The sequence below is a fragment of the Rhodopseudomonas palustris genome (genome assembly GCF_003226555.1).
In the GTDB taxonomy this organism is placed as follows: domain Bacteria; phylum Pseudomonadota; class Alphaproteobacteria; order Rhizobiales; family Xanthobacteraceae; genus Rhodopseudomonas; species Rhodopseudomonas palustris_I.
Window position 1 is genome coordinate 80,458 of the sequence record NZ_QKQS01000001.1, and the last position, 17,068, is coordinate 97,525.

Sequence of the window (17,068 nt, forward strand, 5' to 3'; positions counted from 1 at the left end):
CTCGTCGGACGATGATGCAGACGAGGGAGACATGAGCGAGACCGCGGCCGATCCCCGCATCCTCGAGCAAACGCTGGCGGATTTGCGCGCGGCGACGACGGATATCTGCGACGTCACCCCGCTCGGCCCGCCGGCCGATTTTCACATCACATCGACGACCAGGCTGGCCGGCGGCTGGCTGCTGATCGACACCGCTTCGCCACCGCTGCAATACGACCGCTCCGCGGCGCACGTCGCGCGTGGCGGCCTCGATCACTATCAGTTCACGCTGTGCCTGCAGGGGCAGATGCGGTTCGCCTCCGGCCGCCGCGAGATCACGCTGCAGCCCGGCGACATCTGCCTGATCGACATGGCGAAGCCGAACCGGACGGTGCTGATCGGCGATGGCGACCAACGCTCGCGGCTGGTCACGCTGATCGTGCCACGTCTCCTGCTGGTGCCGCGGCTGGCGCATCCGGACTCGGTGACCGCAACGCTGCTACCGGCGGCCGATCGCAGAGCCCGCCTGCTCGCCGATCAGTTCGCGGTGCTGTTGCAGCAATCCGACAGCGCCAACGCGGCCGCCGACAGCAAGACCGCGGTCGAATTCATGTGCGATGTGATGGCGGAGGTCGCCGGGCGTTCGACCGACGCCCGCGGCGCGGTCGGACGCGCGGAGCGAGAATTGCTGCTGGCGGCGATCAAGCACCACATCGACACCCATCTCGACACCGGCGCGCTCAGCGTCGACGGCCTGGTCCGTCGCTTTCAGGTGTCGCGCGCGAGCCTGTACAGGCTGTTCGGTCCCGACGGCGGGCTTGCGCGCTACGTCCAGGATCAAAGGCTCAATCGCGCCCTGCGCCTGCTGATTACGCCGGGCGCGCGGGGCCAGCGTCTGATCGACCTCGCGGTCGATCTGCAGTTCAGTGGCGACTCCACCTTCGTGCGCGCCTTCCGCCGGCAGTTCGGAATGACGCCGGGCGAGATCAGGGAGTTGTCCGAAGCCTGGCTGCGCGAGACCGGCGGCGTGCGGGGACCGGACGATCTGCTCCACCGGCTGGTCCAACGCTGACCAGAACGTCGCTGCGATCGCTCACCGCCATCGCGGCACGATCGACCTTCCGAACCATTCGCCTCATCAAAGACCCTGGTGCGGGCGGCCGGGGTCGAACCGGCACAGCTCTTTCGAGCCGAGGGATTTTAAGACCCGTGGATTTGTCACCAGACCGTGGTGCGGGCGGCGGGACTTGAACCCGCAAAGCATTGAAAGCCGACGGATTTTAAGTCCGTTGCGTTTACCAATTTCGCCACGCCCGCATCATCGCAGCGAAGTTGTAGGTGCCATTTGTCACCGGGTTTGTCACCCGATTTGTCACCCACTCAGGAGGACGAAACAAGGGACAGATGCGTCCCATTCCCGTAGCGCTCCAGAGAGTTGAGAGCATCCCGAAGGTGCTTCGGATCGAGGTGGCCGTAGACCTTCTCGATCATGGCCGGGCTGTTGTCCATCAGCTTGCCGATGTGGCCGTAGCCCTCGCCGGCCTGCACGAGGCGTGACGCGAAGGTGTGCCGGCAGGTGTACCACACCGTGCGGTTCGGGCCGACGCCGTCGAGGCGAGGGATGCACGCGACGACGCGGTCCCACAGCTCCGACATCGCCTTGGCGTGGAGCCCGGTCCAGGGGCCGGACAGGCCGCGCGGTTGCCGTGCGAGGATCAGCGCCGCCCGCTTGGTCAGCGGCACGTCGCGCAGCTTCCCGCTCTTGCCGACGATGTCGACCACCCGATCGGCGCGGCAGCGGTCCCACGTCAGCGGGACCGCCTCGGACCACGGACGGAGGCCGGTGTCGTTCAGGAACATGAAGAAGTCGCGCTCCCGCTCCCGGCCCCAGCGGTGCAGCAGCTCGACCACCTCGGCCTCGTCCTCTGGAGTGAAGTACCGCTTTCGGGCGCGGTCCTCCTTCGGCTTGAACCAGGGCAGCTTGACGCTCTTCACGTCGCTGAACTTCGCCAGGATCGAAATGGCGGAGATGTATTTGTTGACGGTGATCGGCGAGCAGCCGCGCTCCTCCAGCAGGTAGCGGATGAAGTCCCTGATCTTGTCCTGCTTGAAGGCGTCAGTCGGCGAAGTCTTCGGGCCGACCCAGTCAACGAAGATGCCGGCGTTCATGACGGACTTCTGGCCGCCGCGCCGGAGTTGGTTCCAGTGGAGGGTTGTCGCAGACCGCAGGACGTTCTGCATCGTGCCGGTGTCAACACCGCCGACCCTCGTCGGCTGCTCGGGCATGGGCTTGCCCAGCTTCAGGGCCGCGCGGGCTTGCAACTCCCACGCCTCGCCCTCCTCCTTGGTGTCGTGCATCTTGGTGTGGCGCTTGCCGTCCACCATGAACTTGGTGATGAACTTGTTGCCCTTGGCGTACGTGGCCATGGCGAGCCTCTCATGTGGAAGGGTCGGTCATCAGCTTTCGGATGCTGGCGTATAGGCGCCTACCGTTGCCAACGAGCCGTTGACCCTTCGACCGGAAGTCGCCGGGCACTGGCTCGATGGACACAACGTTGAGGCCGGGGCGGCCTTGGTGACCGCGCTCCGACATTAAGGCGCAGATGCGCGAAATCGTACCGTCCTTGACCTGCACCGCCTCGGCCAGCTCGCGCTGGGTTATGCCGGGCTTATGGCCGATGTGAAGCAGGACCAACATCTGGTTCGCCGTGATGTCCGGGTTGATCTTCCGGAACTCGTCGATCAACAGCGCCAGCCTCTCGACCCACGGGCCGTCTTCGATGTTGGTATCTGCTTTCGTTGCGATGGTCTTCTTCACGGTAACCTCCGTTTTTGCAGAACGGCAATTTAACGCGTCATACGCCGACTCGCAACAGCCTACGGATTAGAGGGGTAGTGCTGTTGTAGGAGTGCCAACGGGAATGCTTTCACATGGGTGAAGCCCACCCGCTGGAGCGCAGCCGGTGCAGAGCACGACTTCCACAGGATGCTGCGTTGTTCAGCCTTCATAACGATCTCCTTTTCGTCTTCGAACAGCGTTCCGATGGGGTTCTCCAACAGGTCCAGGGCCGCCGCTTCCTCAGTGGCCCACCATCCCGCAACCGTTTGATAACCTTCGGGAACATCGGGAGACACCAGCTCGTCCGGTGTGATCTCGGCCACGAGCTGCTGCATCTCGAAGAAGCCGTCCATTTAAGGTCTCCTTTCTCACTCTTGGGACGCGGAACATAACGAGAACTTCCCCCGAAGTCTACGATTAAATTCCTGCATCCGGTACGCATGTGGATACCCACCCATCCGGGCGGAGCTATGTACGATCAACCTGTAGTGTTGCTATGCAACGAAGGTAGGAGCGTTCTGATTTCGCCTACACATCGCAACCTTCCGCCGCAAAAGTACACGGGCGGCGCCGTCTTCCAGCGACCCGTCAGGCGCCCGCTCGATGATCGACCGCAGCTCCCAGGCCGGGGCGTCACCGAGGATGGCCAGCGCCTGTTCGTAGGTCATTCGCACAACCACCCCACCCTCCCCTCGCAGGACCAGAGGGATACGCGGTAGCCGATCTCGGCGGAGCGATCAGGGTTACGGTTCATGCGCCGTTCCACGCGATAGCGCAGCGGACGGCCCTTGATTGCAGTGCGGCCGGCTTCATGGGCCGACCGTTTGGAGATGAATACGCTTACTTGCATTCGTAGTTAGTCCACGATTGGTACGTTTTCAGGCAGCCTGAAGGGCGCGAAGGTCGCGGTTGCGCATCCTCGACGGTGCGGTCGACCGCCCCTCGCAGACCGGATCGGTGCAGACCAGTTGCCCGTCTTCGCGGGTCATCCAGTTGCCGGCGTGAAGGTCCAGGCCGGCACCCCGAAACTCCATCCGCAGCTCGACGGCGAACCGCAGCGAGCCAGCGAAGAGACGATCAGCGGCGACGCCGTCCTGATCATGGTTGGCGTGGATGTACGAGCGCAGGAAGCCCTGCGCCTTGACCGCGCGGTGGCGACGATCGCGCCGCTCGATGTCGTTGACCGTCTCGACGAGGCGCTCGACCACTGCCACATAGAACTCACCATCGAGTCCCTGATTGAAGCGGCGGAACGAGTGGACGACGGGCGCGAAGGTGCCAGCATAACCGGCCTTGGTCGCCCACAGCACGTAGTCCAGCCAGTTGTCGGGCCTGCGGCTCACCTTCACAACGCGGTTGCTGCCGGGCTTGTACAGCACCGTCGAGTAGCAACCGGAACCGAGGTAGCAGTAGCCTCGCTTCTTCAACCGGGCGATGAAATGCTCGCCGTCGATCCAGCGGGATCGCACGCCAGCAGCCGGGCTGCGGGGATCACGTAGGGCCGGGCGTCCCACGACCCACGTCGGGGCTCGCATCATGTCCATGCGCTCCACACGCTCCAAGTCGGCCAGAGCGGCCAGCTTGAACTCTTGAAACAGATTGCGGGACCGGCGAGGCGGTGTCTCGGACCTGATGAACGGACGCGCGACCATCGCACCCTCGAACCGAACCACAACGTGTTCAGCGTCGATCTTCGGCGGCTTGCTGCGGAACGGGTTGAAGGCCCGCGCAGGGCGATTGAGCGGCACCAGAAGGCGCGGCCCGCCCCGTCGCAAGCCTCCCGCGTCGATGTAGCGCTCGGCCTCCCGCTTCACCCGTAGTTCTTCGGCATCGGTCAGCGCCTTACCTTGCCGCGCGTCATAACGCAGCGCCCGGATGTTGGTGTTGTAGACCATTCGCACGGCCATTCGTGCTATTCCCTCTTGCTGTGAACTCACTGGAGGGGCTGACAACACGGCCAGCCCCTCGGATCAGTTCACGCCTTGCGGATGCGCTCGGCATCCTCTGGGCAGATAGTTAGTCGGTAGCTTTCAAGCGGCTTGTCGCGCTTGTCCCAAACGACGAACTCGACGACCAACCCGCCGTTGCCGGCACGGTGAACTATCAAGTCGTCGACCGTTGCTAAGTGCGTGATTGTCTCGCGACCCTGCAGCTTGACGCGCTCGACCTTGCTGTTCGGGTCGTCGATCATCCCCGCCACCCTCGCAGCAAGGCGTGGATGCGCTCGCCTTCCCGCTTGGAAATGCGGCGTCCGGCGCGGTTGGATTGCGCAATCGCGGCGTCTACCGCAGTGGCTGAATAGGCGTGGCCGCCCTCAATACGGGCGATCTCGCGACGCTTGCGCTCAATGTGCGCGTGGTCGACACGGTCCGACATGGTAACCCTCAATGACTTGGCGAAAGTGCCTAACGCGAGCGGCAAACGCCGCCCGCAATACGTAGTTATTCTATGGTCAGCATTCGATTAAGCAGCGCGAAGACGAGCGAAGGCATTCACCTTGCTGGCCGCGCCGTGCGCGATGATCGCGATGTTGACGCGTGCCTTAGCGGTCAACCCGCCGCACGCCTTGCAGGCATCGCAGGAAGTCTTAGCCCCCGCCTCTGCCGAAGCCGGACAGGTGATCTCGCGATCATGTAGCGCCTCACCGTCGAGACGGACGCGGAACGTGCGCCAGCCATCAGCGGACGCCTCGCGCTGATCCTCCGGAGTGTCGCAGCTTGCCATGCAGAAGGCTTTGAGTGCGGCGAAGCGCGGCGTCTTCCATTGGTGAGTGTAGCCCGTCTTGCCGGCGACGCCCGCCAGCACGCAAGCCCACACGTCCGCCGGGACCGCTGCAGGGTCACCGTAGGAACCGAGGCGAACCAGCCGGCCGGCGAAGGCGTCCGCAGCGTCGCACGGATCAATGACGGGATAGACGCCGCGCTGTGCGGTGCGCCAGACACTCAGCGGCGCTTGATGCGGCACCACGTAGCAACTACGCGCCACGTTGCGGCCATCCTCAACGCGGCCCCGGTGCGGACAGTCGCCGCAAATCGCAGCGTCCGCGCCCGTCTTGACCGCGTCGTGCGGCGCCATGTCATCGCGCAAAATCCAAGTCTGGATCAGTTCGCCGCCCGTCTTGCCGTTGCGAGAACCGCGATCAAGGCCGGTAGCAACCGCGATGATCGGCGACCCGTCCAACATCGAAGGGCCGCGATAGAAGATGAAACCATTCGACATGTGTAGTCTCACTATGATCAGCAGTCGTTTAGGGAAATGGACGCACGTCGCCCGGTCAGTCCTCGCGGACCATGAAGGCGATCCGCTCGCCGCTGATCACGCGCACCACCGAAGTCCGCCAGCCGGTTTCGACAAGGTCGTTCCAGCGCTGCGAGTGGTAGATGCAGGTTGCCGTTCTCATTGTACCCTCTTTGTAGTTAGTCTATGATTGGCATTCGTTAGATCAAAAGAAAGCGCAGCTCTGGCGTCCGGCATCTGCCGCTTGCAAAGGGTCGTAACCCTGCGGCGTGCTAACAAGCCTGCGCGGTCGCACCGCTGCGCTCGGTTTTTGATCTATTCGATCCGCTGGAGACCACCATCGCGACCCAGCGCTTAATCCCTTTCGGGAAGGGGTCGGCTGATCCTGTCGCCAGCAAGGCGCGGCCACGATGGGCACTCAGGGAGCCGACCGGCGCTTAGGCAGCCCGTGCTAACCACGGGACCGGTACCAGTCGAGACGATTTGGTATGGTGTCGGCCAGTCGTCCAAGGCCCAAGGGCAACGTGGTGTTACCCGGTGAATGGGAAGGGTTATAGATCAACTATGATCCGCACGCAACCGAAAAATTGAAGTTATTACCACTTTCGCATAAGCGGCTGATCAACTTGACGAAACAGACCGTTCGGAGGCGCTGATATCGGGCTATCGATTTACGCTATGGTCCGCACGGGTTGCCTGATCACCGTTCGCAGATAGGGACGCATTGCCCGGCGGCGCTTGGCTGGCATTGGAAGATCACGACCGAGCCGGCCGGCGTTGCCCGTGCGATAGACGCGCCGCGTGGATCAATGGCGCAACGGCCGGCGACGCGTTCAGGCTTACCCGGATCGGCGGCGCTGGCGCTGCAATACAGGTCGGACGCGTTCGCTTCCCTATCGTGCCACACCATGACGGCCACGGTGCCAGCCTTGCATGGCCTATCGACGACGTTGACGGCCACGGCCGGCGCACCAGAAGCGCACCAGAGGGTGACCACGGCCAAGGCGCTTGCGGCGCACCGGAAGGGCGCGAGAGTGGCACGGGCGGGCGCGGAAAGGGCGTTGCGGTGGTGTTGAATGTGCATTGACTGCTCGCAAAAACACTGATAGGGGCGAACGAACACGGATAGCCGACGTGCCCTTGCCGTTCAATGCGCCGAAAGCCCCCGCCCGGTGCGGTTTGAGTGGCCCGAGGGATATCTTATCCCGTGCAAGTCCAATGAAATCAATGGGTTAGCCCCAAGCGGTGCCACTTCGCGGTGACAGTCGCAAGCGGGACGCGCAGGATCGAAGGCCCCCACGGGGGAACTCGCGCCCTTATAGGGTTCGAGCCTGCCCTTCAGAAATTTGCGCCAACTATCCGGACCACCTTCCCCCACCCTTCGTAGACACTCTACGATCGCCATACGTGGCCCGTGGTGCGCCTTTCGAGGTCGGCCGCTGGGGTAGTACCGGGAAGCCGGAAGGGCGCTGTACGAGCTTCGGAGTCGCTCTACTGGGGTGGGGATTGCGGCTGCTCTATTGGGGAGGCAATTGATGGTCGCCCTGCCACACATTCGCCCTATGCCGAGCGCCCAGCGAGGCTATAGGGCGGCCCTCGGGTCCACCCTCCGTGGCCACCATCAAGAAGAGGCTCTTAGGTCTCCATCGTGTAGGTGGCCACTTCAGTGGTACTACAGTATCCCCAGTAGGAGCACCTTAAGTGCCACTACAGTATATCCCTATAGGAACCCTCGGGCGGCGCTATCGCTTAAGTGCAACCTAATTACTTAGCGCCGCCTGCCGGCCATGATCGAGCTGGCGAAGCGGCCCTGCGAGCCCGAGGAGAAGCGCTCGGCTCCGATGACCGATGCCATGAACTTCTCCAGCTCGGCGTCCACAAGGGCTTCCCTGTGGGCCAGATGGGCCTTCTCGGCGTCCCGGTTCATGAACTCGGTCCAGTGCGCCACGGCACCGGCCAAGGCGTCCAGACGGTCGTCGTGCTTCAGGGCGCCACGGTCGCGGGTGATCCGGGTCATCTGGTAGAATAGCCGGTAGCCCTGCTGGTCCTCGCCGGCATAGCCCTCGGTGGACCTGTAGTCCTTCTCGATCACAGACGGGCAGACGATCAGCCGGTGCTGGTTCATGACCGGCTCCAGCGTGTCGATGATCCGGGCCTCCTTCTGGACCTTCGCCCATTCGGCGTCCTTCACCTCGACCGGGTAGACCTGCTGCGCCTTCGCGGCCAGGAGCTGGGTGAACATGCCGCCGCCGTAGTTGGGCTCGCAGAGGATCAGGTTCACGTTCTGCCGCCGGGCAGCCAAGCAGATGCTGGTCAGGGTGCCCTCGTCGTAGCCGCCGAGGAACGCGCCGATGTCCGTGAGGAACAGCCGGCCGTGCAGCATCTTCACCACGGCGTAGGTGGTCTCGTCCTTGCCGCGCCCCGAGGGGTCGACGAACATGACCGAGCCTTCGTACTCGGTGTACTCGCGGCTTACAAAAATAGGCCGATAGTAATGATCGCCATTAAGTCCGACTGCTGGGACTTCTTCGAAGCGCTGCTCCGGCCCCGACGCCCACGCAAGGTCAGAAGGCCCGCGCAGAGGATCAAGAGGGAGCACAACAAGGTCACGCAGCCTAAGAGGGTAGCGGTCTGCATCTGAGAGACTCGTATCAAGTTGGAATTGGAGGGCGAAGCCGGAGCGTCCATAGGACAGCTCGCGCTCCGTCAGATCCTCGTCGGAGAACCGATCGGGGTCCGTCGAGCGCCCTTCGAGGTCGGGGTTGGCATCGAGCGCGTTGGCGATCATCGCCGCCAGCTTCGCGCCGTACTTCTCCCGCTTGTCGGCGGTAGGGTAACGGGCGGGCCAGATGCGGACGACGTAGCCGCGCTCCGGAAGCGCGTTGTAGAGCGACTGCTCGCACTGTGGGGTGCCGAGGTAGATCACCCGGCCGCCCGGCTTGAGCACGGCGTCGAACTCCTTCACCAGCTCTGCCAGCTTGTCGCGAAGCGCTTGCGTCGCGGAGTTGCTCACCACCTCGATGTCATCGGCGATGATGTAGTCCGCGCGGGAGCCGGTGAGCTGGCCGGTGATGCCGACGGACTTCACCGAGGGTGAGTGGTCAGGCTGGGCCGGGCCAACGTCGAACGCGACCTTGGAGGACCGCTGGTCGTCGCGCGGACGCAGGAACTGCAGAACCTCGATGTCGTTGATGAGGCGCAGCGTAAAGGTGCTGAAGTCGTCGGCGCGTTGCTTCGACGCCGAGACCACCATGATCTTGCACTGCGGGTTGCAGTAGAGCAGCCAGCAGACGAAGGCCGAGGTGACCCAGCTCTTACCGACGCCTCGGAACGCTTCGATCACCAGACGGCGCGGGCCGTGCTGCAGGAACTGCGCGATGTCATACTGGACGGGCGTGGGGTCTGGCAGATTGAGATGCCGCCACACCATCCAGAGGAAGTTGCGGAAGTCCGCCTTCAGGGGATCAGCGTCGGTGAGCGACGTGGTCCCCTTCAGGTGGCGCTTAGTCTTGATCACTCGTCGTCGTCAGTCTGGAACGGAAGCTGCGCGGCCAGCTTGCCGAGGCCGTTGCTATCGGTCGGGACGGCGTCGATGCCGTTGTCCTTGAGGAACTGACGGGCGACAGCCAGGTCTGCGGCGGTCGCCTCACCGCTCGCGATCTTGTTGGCGAGGGCGAGAGCGAGCGCACCGTGCAGCGCTTCCATGGCTGCGGTGGTTGCCTTGCTCATGAGATGTCCTTGGTCCAGTACAGGCCGGTCGCGAAGCCCCAGCGGATCGGGGGCTCGAACAGCGTGAAGCCTGCTCGGATGAGATTGTTGGATGAGTGGATGTTGCGGAGCGCGGTGTCGGTGACGAGCCGCTTCCAGCCCAGCCGCTTGGCTTCGCGTTCGCGAACCTTGAGCAGCTTGAGTTGGAGCCCCTGCCCTCTGTGCGATGGCATCACACCGGCCCGCTTCAGGTAACCGATGTCGTCGCCGAGGGTTGACGGGACGAGCTGCGCGAGGGCGACCGGTTGGTCGTAGTCGTAGGCGATCCAGTGGTGCCCGTAGCTCGTATCGATCTGAGGAGCAGTGTCCCCGAAGATTTCGTCGTGGAGGTCGCAGAGCAGTCGATCGTGCTTGCGACCGTCCACCTTACGAATGCGGATGCTCACCTATCGGAGAAGCGGTCGTACAGCTTGAAGCCGATTTGCATACACAGCCAGATCGCGCCGAGGATCGGCCACACCTCAGCGCAGGCGGTGGAGATGTCGTGGAGCGACGGCAGCCAGATCGGGCTGGTAACAGCGCCTACAGCGGCGCCGGTCGTCGCGTTCTCAATGGTCACAGGGTCTTCGCGAGATCGAACAAGGCGTCGAGGTCAGCCTCCGCCTTACCAAGTGCGGCCGCCGCTGCCAGGATCAGAGGATGCGTCCTCTCGAACTGAGAGGAATACTCCCAACTATCCTTCACGGTGATGTCTTGGGTGTTCACATAATCTTCCACCGCTTGCCGCATCCCGAACTTGGTTAGCGCCAGCCGCAACTGGCGAGGTGTTACAATCGCAGGCGGCGGGGGTGCAGGTTCCGGGGGCGGAGGGGCGACGTTGCTAAGCCCATCCGGAACCTTACCAAGCTCCGAGATGACAATCTCTGCCCCATTCACATCCCACCACTTCTCGCCGCGATGGTCTTCGACAAGAGACCAACCTCCATCGCGAAACACAGGGCAGAAGCCGTCAACGAAACTTGGCGGCGCAATGTTAGTCGCAAATGCCGGAAGCAGGAAGACGCCGGGCTCCATCGGGCTTTCATCTGACAAGCCAGTGGAGACCAACTCTCCGGTGGTGGGGTCGTAGTTCCAAATTTGCATTGAAGTCCTTCGTTAGTATTTGATACACGCCATCTTAGAGACGTTTCGAGGCCGGGTCTCACTACCGCCGGCCGCGCCGGTCCAAGTGGTATCGGACGCTGACGGGTGTGCCCGCAGCGGCCACGCGTTAGCGTAGCCGTAGTTGTAGCCAGCAGGGAGGGCGTAGGGATGACTGTGTGATTGGATGTCCTGCCCCTGGAAGGAACCCAACGGACGGCCGCTGTCTGCACCGCGACCATCATCCCAGTTACGGATGAACTCGCCGCGCGTGTCCGGGATGCGGAAGGTGGTCGAGCCATCGCCGTAAGAGAACGTACCCCAATTACCGTTGGCCCAGTCCGCCTCGCTCACGACGCGGCAATAGGTCTGCGCGTAAGCCCACAGGGCTGGGTACGCGGCCCGCGAGAGAACAGCACCGTTCTCCTTCAGGAAGCCCGGCGGGGCCGTGCCGCCATTCACAAGGATCGTAGTGCCAACAGGGATGCCCTGGATGCCGGTTAGTTGCGATCCGTCCACATTCGGGAGCCGCCCTGCCGCATCGAGCTGGACTACGTTGCCAGCGGTGTTACCGGCCGAGAGGGTAGCCGCCGAGCCAAGCCCGAGGTTCGAACGGGCAGCCGCCTTGTCGAGCACATCGGCGAGGTTCTGGTTCTTCGCCAGCTTCGTGTTGGCCGTCTCGGTTGCGTCGGCGAGCGCTTCGACGATCGCGTCCTGTACATTGGTCGAGGTGATGGACGATGCCGGGGCGAACGTGACACCTGACGCCGCCGGGGAGCCCACGATCTGCTTGGCTTGATCGCGTGCAGCTTCAGCCGCAGCTTGAGCCGCCTGTGCAGCAACCTTTGCCGTGTTCACGTCGGCCTTATCGGCCGCGACGGTCGCCTTATCGGCCGCTACGGTAGCCTTGTCTGCGGCTACGGCTGCGCGATCCTGACCGGTAGCCACTCGGTCGGCGGCCGTAGCAACACGATCGGCGGCCGTGTCGTTCCGATATGCAGCGACGACAGCCTTGTCCGAAGCGACGGTCGCCCTGTCGGCCGCCACGGTGGAAGCGATGCCAGTGACTGTAGCGATGCTCTCGTGCGCGAAGTCGGCGTCGTCTGCAGCAGATTGCGCCTTCTCGATCGCGACATCCCGAGCAGCTTCGGTGGTCGCTCGCGCATTGATCGCTGCATCCTTAGCCGCGATGGCCTGCGCCAGCTGTGCGGTCTGCGCGGTCTCGGCCCACTGCTTGGTGACGAGGTCTTGCGCGTTCACCGGGTTAGCGGCGTTGGTGGCTCGGCGGGCGCTGAAGTCGAAGTGGCCCGTCGCTTCGTCGAGCGCGATGGACATGTTGGCGCGGTCAGACGCTTCTTCGGCAATGAAGAGGGCCTGCGTCTCCGCGAGGGTGAGGTTCTCGGCCGTGAGGTTGTTCGTGTTCTCGAACACCGTCATCGGCGTCTTCTGGGTCTCGCGCTTCACCAGCAGCACGGTGCCGGCGGGGACCGCAGGGGTCACGCGAAGAAGTGCGCTGTTGATCCAGGTGAACGGCTGCGCGACGCCGCCCGAGTAGACCTTGACGTGGTCAGCCGAAAGGTACGGGAACGGCACAGCCCAATCGGTCTGCGAGCCGTTGCCCGGATAGAATACGTAGCTTGCCATGTTCCTTTGAGAGGGTGCGAGGGAGGGATCACCTCCCCCGCGAGTTGTTACCGAGGCGGCCGTTCAGGCTGGCCCGAGATCATGGTCGACAAGAGCGCCGAGGCCGGCACCCAGTTCTGCAGAGGTGCAACCTTTGCAATGGCGCGACTTTCAAGCTGCGAGCGCTCACGCCCGTCCCTGATCGGCTGCACGACGCCCTTCGCCGCCTTCGCCACGTCGTCGATCAGGCCGATGGTCGGCGAGCCGAAGATCATGTCGGAGGCGTTGCCCGAGGTACGTGCATCGAACACAGGGTTCATGCCGGTCAGGTAGCCGGCGGTGTCGATGGCCATCGGCAGCAGCGAGGACCAGCCCGCCGCTTGGAACGCACCGGCCGCCAGCTTCTCCGGGGCCAACCGCTTGCGCAGGTAGTCGTCCTTGTCGGAGCGCCCCATTGCCTGCAGTTGGGTTCGGAGGGCGTAGGCGCCGGCACCTGCAATGAGCCCGTACATCATGATGTTGAACGAGGTCATGTCGCGGAGGTGCATGTTGACCATGAACTGCTTGTTCCACGCGGTGAGTGAGAACGTGCGGAACTGGAACAGCATCTGCCACAGCGGTCGGCTCGCCCAGCGGTGCATGTTGCCGATGTCGTTCTCCTGCACGATGCGTCGAGCCCAACGGAAGACAGCGTTCTCGAACGCAGCGCGGGCCTCCAGATCGGACCAGTTATCGAGGTTCATCCGGGTGACCTTGTGCTTGAACAGGATGCCGTCCTCGGTCGTGAAGTTGTCCTTCACCTGACCGATGATCCGCTTGAGCATCGCATCGTCGAGGCCGATGGACGCCATGCGCTTCATGTTGATCGTCGTGGGGTTGATCGCCATGTCGGCGAACTTCTGCGCGATCACCTTGGCAGTGGTTCGCTGCAGCATCGTGTTGATGGTCGTCATGCCCGACGCTTCGGCAACGGCCATCTGGCCGAAGTCCAGCGCGTTGTCGAGCTTACCGAGTGCGCCGGCAGCGTGGTAACCGAACTCGTCGCTGCGGAAGAACTGCATGCCACGGAGTCGGTCGGTGCCAATGCCGAACGCCGCCTCGAACTCAGCCGCGAGGCCGTCGTCGAGGATCGAGCGACCATCCATCGTGATGATGCGCTTGAAGGCGGGCATGTGCTGTAGCGCCGCCTTGATCCCGAGGTTCGCCGGGATCATCGCCATTTCGGGAAGCTGCGCCAGACCGAACGAGCCGGCCTGCCGGAGGAAGTTGAACTTCCGAACACGACGCAACCAGTCCGCCCACTTCCCGTCCTGCGCCGGGTCGGGTCGGCCCAGCGTCCGGTCGTAGAGGAAGTCGAGGTTTGCGAGCTGCTTCTTGATCTCAACGGCGTCCATGTGGTTGTCCGCCATGGACTTCGCGAGCTTGCCCTTCACCGTCGCCCACTCGTTGTCCGAGGTGATGCCGTTGATCAGCATCTCGCCGGTCGTCGGGTTCTTCACCCGAACGCGAGCGAGCGCGATGCGCCCGTTCATGTGGCGGAAGTACAGGTCCGACAGCAGCTTCGCGTCGGTGACGGTGAAGTCCTTCAACGACACGTCACGCGCATCACCGCCGAACGTCCGGTAGCCGCGCAGGACGAAATTCTCGTCCAGCATCACGCGGTGCTTTGACCGCACGTCGCCGGCAGCTTCGGACTTCACACGGATCGTCTTCAGCAGCCAGTCGATGCGCTCTTCGGCCAGATCGGCGTCGCGCAGCAGCTCCTTCAGGTGCTCGACATCGAAGCCCGAGTGCATCAGGTTGAGTGCCTCGTCGATGCCGTTGGCCTTCTGCCGCAGCCGCTTGACGGTGCCCTCGGCGATCCGGTCGAGCAGCTCGTCGTCGATCCACGGCTGAGCGCTGCGCATCGCACCCTTGAACCACGCCTCCAGCCCGCGCTGACCGACACCGGTCGGCACCCGCTCGTCGAGGAGCTGATTCAGCTTGAACGAGTCGTAGATACGCATCATGTAGTTCGGGTTCTCGGGCACGTCCTCGAAGCCCTTCACAGGCCGCCCGACGAGCCCCTCGCGGCGCAGTGGGTTCTGCGCGTCGCGCAGCTTCTCGGCATTCATCTTCGCGATGTGATCGCCGAGGCGCTTCACCGCCGGATGCCACTCGACGGTCGGGTCGGTGTTGCGGATGTACGCCGTGACCTCGTCGTTGAAGTTGGCACCGCCGGTCAGGCGGCCCAGCTTGTAGCCGTTGTCCTTCGCCCACTCGGAGGCCGCAGGAGCCCACATCTGATTGAGCTGGGCGATGTCCTTGCGGTGCATCAGCTCCATCTCTTCCGTGGCCGAGAACGTGTTGATGCTGCCGTCCGCGTTACCCACAGCGTCCTCGCCGAGTGCGCCGCCCACCAGCCGGGTGTTCGGGTCCTTGACCGACTTGAGCTGGCCGACAGCATCGAAGCGGCCAACCTTCACACCGGCCACCTTGTTGACCGTGTAAGGCGCGTCCGCGTCACGGGTGGCGACCCAAGCGTTGTCGCTCAGGAACGGCAGGGTGGCGTTCGGGTTGCCGGCAGCGCCGACCGCGTTCGGATTGTGCGGAGCCGTGGCGCCCATCAGCTCGTCCTTCATGGACTTGCCGAGGTTGGACAACCGCTGTGCTTCCGCCATCGTTGCCGGGTTACGCGACAGAAGCCCGTAGGCTCCACCGAACATCGCGCCGACTGCAGCCGTCATGAGCAGGTTGTGCTCACTGCCGGACATGTCGAGCCGCCGCTCCGCCAGTTCGAGGCCGACGTTCGCCGCTGCGCCGGCACCAGCCTGCGCCGCAACGCGCCCTGCCCGGCCGGCACCAACAGCAACCGCTGCGATGTCGCCGAGGCCGCCCGTAGCCACACCGACGCTGAGCGATACCGGGTCGAGCAGCGCCGTCGCCAGGGAGAGGGCCGCACCTGTGAAGCCCGAGTCACTCAGGTGCTGCTGGGCCATCTGGTCCCGCTGCGCCTGCTGGGCAATGTAGGTGGCGTGCTGCTCCGACACCGCCTTCTCCAGACGGGGAAGCATCTCGGGAGAGAGCTGGTACTCGGTCTGCAGTGTCTTCTGCACCTCCGGCGTCAACACGAAGCTGGCGTCCGGAGTGAAGTGCGGGTTGTCTCGCAGCAGCCTCGCGGTGATTGAATGCTGGCTGATGGCATCCGCCGTCGACTGGTACCACGGCATCTCAGCCTCGCGCTTCGCCATCGCGTCGTTGGCAGCCATCACCTCACCCTGAGACACGGTAGGCGCGGTCGGCCGGAAGTCGGTCACGGTGCGCTGAGCGCCGAAGTTGGTCGGCCCGGCAGCAGCGTAATCTGTGTTACCATCGATGTAGGAGGTCAGCTTGCTATAGACCTGGGCCACGGTGCGGGGCTGACCTGTGGCCTTGTCGTAGAAGATGTTGTAGTTGGCCTTCGCCGCCTCGGGAAACAACTTCGAAGCGTCAGCGCTCGGATTGCTCTCGTAGGCCCGCACGAAGTTGATACCACCCTGAGTCCCCATGAAGTGCGAGATGTACATCTCTCCATCCTTCTGGGTGCGACCAAGAGCCTTCTCGAATGCGATCTTGTTCTGGCGCATGTACTCCGCTGCCATGAACGCGCTCGCCTTCGGATCATCCGGAGTGACCGTCGTCGGCAGACCGTAGATCGCTGCACTACGCTTCACCATGTCGGACCACGTCGCATCGGTGAACTGGAAGAGTCCCTTCGCCGAGCTGGTGGTGCTCTTGGTGTTGCGACCGAAGTCACTCTCTTGCTTCGCCGTTGCCATCAGGACATGCACCGGGACGCCAGCACGCTGGGCCGCGTCTTCGATGTAACCCTTGATGTCAGCAGGCACCTCGACCGGCTTCTTCACGGTCCGGGCCTCGGCCGTCTCGACGTGCCACGGCTCGTGGCCCATCGGGAACGCCAGTCCGTAGCGGGCAGCATTGTCATGCACATACTTACGGACTTCGTCGTTGGCGAAGCCCAGATCGGCGGCGAGCCCGTGGTTGTGGTTGGAGCGGCCGGGCGGTGCAGCCCAGCGTCGCGCCGCAGCTTCGGAGCCGTACTTGGCGACGGCTTCCTTGTAGATTTCGGCCTGACGCTCGACGGAGCGGAAGCCTGAATTGATCTTGAGCCCATCGCGAATGTTCTGCGGGGCTTCGGAGATGAGACGGGTGAGCCGTTCAGCCAGCGCGTCCTGCATCCCGTTAAGGTGCTCCAAGTCCTTCCCCTGAGCGAGGTAAGGAGTCAGCGCCTGGACGGATTGCGTCAGCGTCGGCTTCGCCCGCTGCTCGGCCGGGGCCGGTTGCAACGGGGCCTGCTCCAGCCCCTGCATCACCGCAGGGTCTTGCACTGGCGGCAGCGCCTCGGCGGTTACAACCGGCTGCGGCTGCGCCTCGACTTGCGGTTCGGGCTGAACGACAGGCTGTACGGGTGGAAGGGTGACACCCTCGGGCATCCAACCTTCCTTCATCAGTTCATCCATGAATACTTCCTAATGGGCGTAGGAGGAGCCTCAGCTCCCCCTC

The 17,068-nt window shown here is 63.7% G+C and carries 17 protein-coding genes and 1 tRNA gene; 1 reads left to right on the forward strand and 17 read right to left on the reverse strand.

The window, feature by feature from the left end:
* Positions 1–31 precede the first annotated feature (31 nt).
* A complete protein-coding gene (locus tag DNX69_RS00455; protein ID WP_110783936.1) occupies positions 32–1,051 on the forward strand; it encodes a helix-turn-helix domain-containing protein in 1,020 nt (339 codons plus the stop codon).
* Positions 1,052–1,208: 157 nt separating this feature from the next.
* On the opposite strand, the gene DNX69_RS00460 is transcribed toward DNX69_RS00455, so the two are convergent.
* The 17 genes from DNX69_RS00460 to DNX69_RS00525 all read right to left on the reverse strand — a co-directional run bounded on the left by DNX69_RS00460 (position 1,209) and on the right by DNX69_RS00525 (position 17,025).
* Positions 1,209–1,296 (reverse strand) — tRNA-Leu (locus DNX69_RS00460).
* Positions 1,297–1,359: 63 nt separating this feature from the next.
* A complete protein-coding gene (locus tag DNX69_RS00465) occupies positions 1,360–2,406 on the reverse strand; it encodes a tyrosine-type recombinase/integrase (protein ID WP_110783937.1) in 1,047 nt (348 codons plus the stop codon).
* Between the two features lie 10 nt (positions 2,407–2,416).
* Positions 2,417–2,797 carry a MarR family transcriptional regulator gene (locus tag DNX69_RS00470; protein WP_234826804.1) on the reverse strand — a complete coding sequence of 127 codons (381 nt, stop codon included), beginning with the start codon at positions 2,795–2,797 and terminating at the stop codon, positions 2,417–2,419.
* Positions 2,798–2,856: 59 nt separating this feature from the next.
* Positions 2,857–3,171, reverse strand: coding sequence for a hypothetical protein (locus tag DNX69_RS00475; RefSeq protein WP_110783939.1), 315 nt, complete (start codon positions 3,169–3,171; stop codon positions 2,857–2,859).
* Positions 3,172–3,312: 141 nt separating this feature from the next.
* Positions 3,313–3,486, reverse strand: coding sequence for a hypothetical protein (locus DNX69_RS26190; protein WP_165825146.1), 174 nt, complete (start codon positions 3,484–3,486; stop codon positions 3,313–3,315).
* Between the two features lie 210 nt (positions 3,487–3,696).
* Positions 3,697–4,713 (reverse strand): hypothetical protein, encoded by a 1,017-nt coding sequence (locus tag DNX69_RS00480; protein ID WP_133255947.1) that lies wholly within the window; start codon positions 4,711–4,713, stop codon positions 3,697–3,699.
* Positions 4,714–4,793: 80 nt separating this feature from the next.
* Entirely contained in the window at positions 4,794–5,009 is a 216-nt protein-coding gene (locus DNX69_RS00485) for a hypothetical protein (RefSeq protein WP_110783942.1), read from the reverse strand.
* Positions 5,006–5,194 carry a hypothetical protein gene (locus tag DNX69_RS00490; protein WP_110783944.1) on the reverse strand — a complete coding sequence of 63 codons (189 nt, stop codon included), beginning with the start codon at positions 5,192–5,194 and terminating at the stop codon, positions 5,006–5,008. Before DNX69_RS00490 ends, DNX69_RS00485 begins: the two co-directional genes overlap by 4 nt.
* Before the next feature lie 87 nt (positions 5,195–5,281).
* Complete coding sequence (locus DNX69_RS00495; RefSeq protein WP_110783946.1) at positions 5,282–6,037, reverse strand: hypothetical protein; 756 nt, start codon at positions 6,035–6,037, stop codon at positions 5,282–5,284.
* Positions 6,038–6,092: 55 nt separating this feature from the next.
* Positions 6,093–6,218 (reverse strand): hypothetical protein, encoded by a 126-nt coding sequence (locus DNX69_RS26735; protein WP_283809311.1) that lies wholly within the window; start codon positions 6,216–6,218, stop codon positions 6,093–6,095.
* A gap of 1,605 nt (positions 6,219–7,823) precedes the next feature.
* Entirely contained in the window at positions 7,824–9,572 is a 1,749-nt protein-coding gene (gene terL / locus DNX69_RS00500; protein WP_207803092.1) for a phage terminase large subunit, read from the reverse strand.
* A complete protein-coding gene (locus DNX69_RS00505; RefSeq protein WP_110783947.1) occupies positions 9,569–9,784 on the reverse strand; it encodes a hypothetical protein in 216 nt (71 codons plus the stop codon). The genes terL and DNX69_RS00505 overlap by 4 nt, the downstream gene beginning before the upstream one ends.
* A complete protein-coding gene (locus DNX69_RS00510; RefSeq protein ID WP_165825147.1) occupies positions 9,781–10,188 on the reverse strand; it encodes a GNAT family N-acetyltransferase in 408 nt (135 codons plus the stop codon). Before DNX69_RS00510 ends, DNX69_RS00505 begins: the two co-directional genes overlap by 4 nt.
* A 17-nt stretch (positions 10,189–10,205) precedes the next feature.
* A complete protein-coding gene (locus DNX69_RS26195; RefSeq protein WP_165825148.1) occupies positions 10,206–10,382 on the reverse strand; it encodes a hypothetical protein in 177 nt (58 codons plus the stop codon).
* Positions 10,379–10,906, reverse strand: coding sequence for a hypothetical protein (locus tag DNX69_RS00515; protein WP_110783950.1), 528 nt, complete (start codon positions 10,904–10,906; stop codon positions 10,379–10,381). Before DNX69_RS00515 ends, DNX69_RS26195 begins: the two co-directional genes overlap by 4 nt.
* Positions 10,907–10,918: 12 nt before the next feature.
* The gene (locus tag DNX69_RS00520; RefSeq protein ID WP_110783952.1) at positions 10,919–12,547 is read right to left on the reverse strand and encodes a phage tail fiber protein; all 1,629 of its coding nucleotides are present in this window, start codon (positions 12,545–12,547) and stop codon (positions 10,919–10,921) included.
* A 47-nt stretch (positions 12,548–12,594) separates the two neighbouring features.
* Entirely contained in the window at positions 12,595–17,025 is a 4,431-nt protein-coding gene (locus DNX69_RS00525) for a D-alanyl-D-alanine carboxypeptidase family protein (protein ID WP_110783953.1), read from the reverse strand.
* Positions 17,026–17,068 lie beyond the last annotated feature (43 nt).

What these genes read in the sequence shown, in the direction of transcription:
- DNX69_RS00490 (WP_110783944.1), bottom strand. Translation starts at nt 5,194, where the DNA reads ATGTCGGACCGTGTCGACCACGCGCACATTGAGCGCAAGCGTCGCGAG.
- DNX69_RS00505 (WP_110783947.1), bottom strand. Translation starts at nt 9,784, where the DNA reads ATGAGCAAGGCAACCACCGCAGCCATGGAAGCGCTGCACGGTGCGCTC.
- DNX69_RS26735 (WP_283809311.1), bottom strand. Translation starts at nt 6,218, where the DNA reads ATGAGAACGGCAACCTGCATCTACCACTCGCAGCGCTGGAACGACCTT.
- DNX69_RS00480 (WP_133255947.1), bottom strand. Translation starts at nt 4,713, where the DNA reads ATGGTCTACAACACCAACATCCGGGCGCTGCGTTATGACGCGCGGCAA.
- DNX69_RS00525 (WP_110783953.1), bottom strand. Translation starts at nt 17,025, where the DNA reads ATGGATGAACTGATGAAGGAAGGTTGGATGCCCGAGGGTGTCACCCTT.
- DNX69_RS00520 (WP_110783952.1), bottom strand. Translation starts at nt 12,547, where the DNA reads ATGGCAAGCTACGTATTCTATCCGGGCAACGGCTCGCAGACCGATTGG.
- DNX69_RS00515 (WP_110783950.1), bottom strand. Translation starts at nt 10,906, where the DNA reads ATGCAAATTTGGAACTACGACCCCACCACCGGAGAGTTGGTCTCCACT.
- DNX69_RS00455 (WP_110783936.1), top strand. Translation starts at nt 32, where the DNA reads ATGAGCGAGACCGCGGCCGATCCCCGCATCCTCGAGCAAACGCTGGCG.
- DNX69_RS00475 (WP_110783939.1), bottom strand. Translation starts at nt 3,171, where the DNA reads ATGGACGGCTTCTTCGAGATGCAGCAGCTCGTGGCCGAGATCACACCG.
- DNX69_RS00495 (WP_110783946.1), bottom strand. Translation starts at nt 6,037, where the DNA reads ATGTCGAATGGTTTCATCTTCTATCGCGGCCCTTCGATGTTGGACGGG.
- DNX69_RS00485 (WP_110783942.1), bottom strand. Translation starts at nt 5,009, where the DNA reads ATGATCGACGACCCGAACAGCAAGGTCGAGCGCGTCAAGCTGCAGGGT.
- DNX69_RS26190 (WP_165825146.1), bottom strand. Translation starts at nt 3,486, where the DNA reads ATGACCTACGAACAGGCGCTGGCCATCCTCGGTGACGCCCCGGCCTGG.
- DNX69_RS00465 (WP_110783937.1), bottom strand. Translation starts at nt 2,406, where the DNA reads ATGGCCACGTACGCCAAGGGCAACAAGTTCATCACCAAGTTCATGGTG.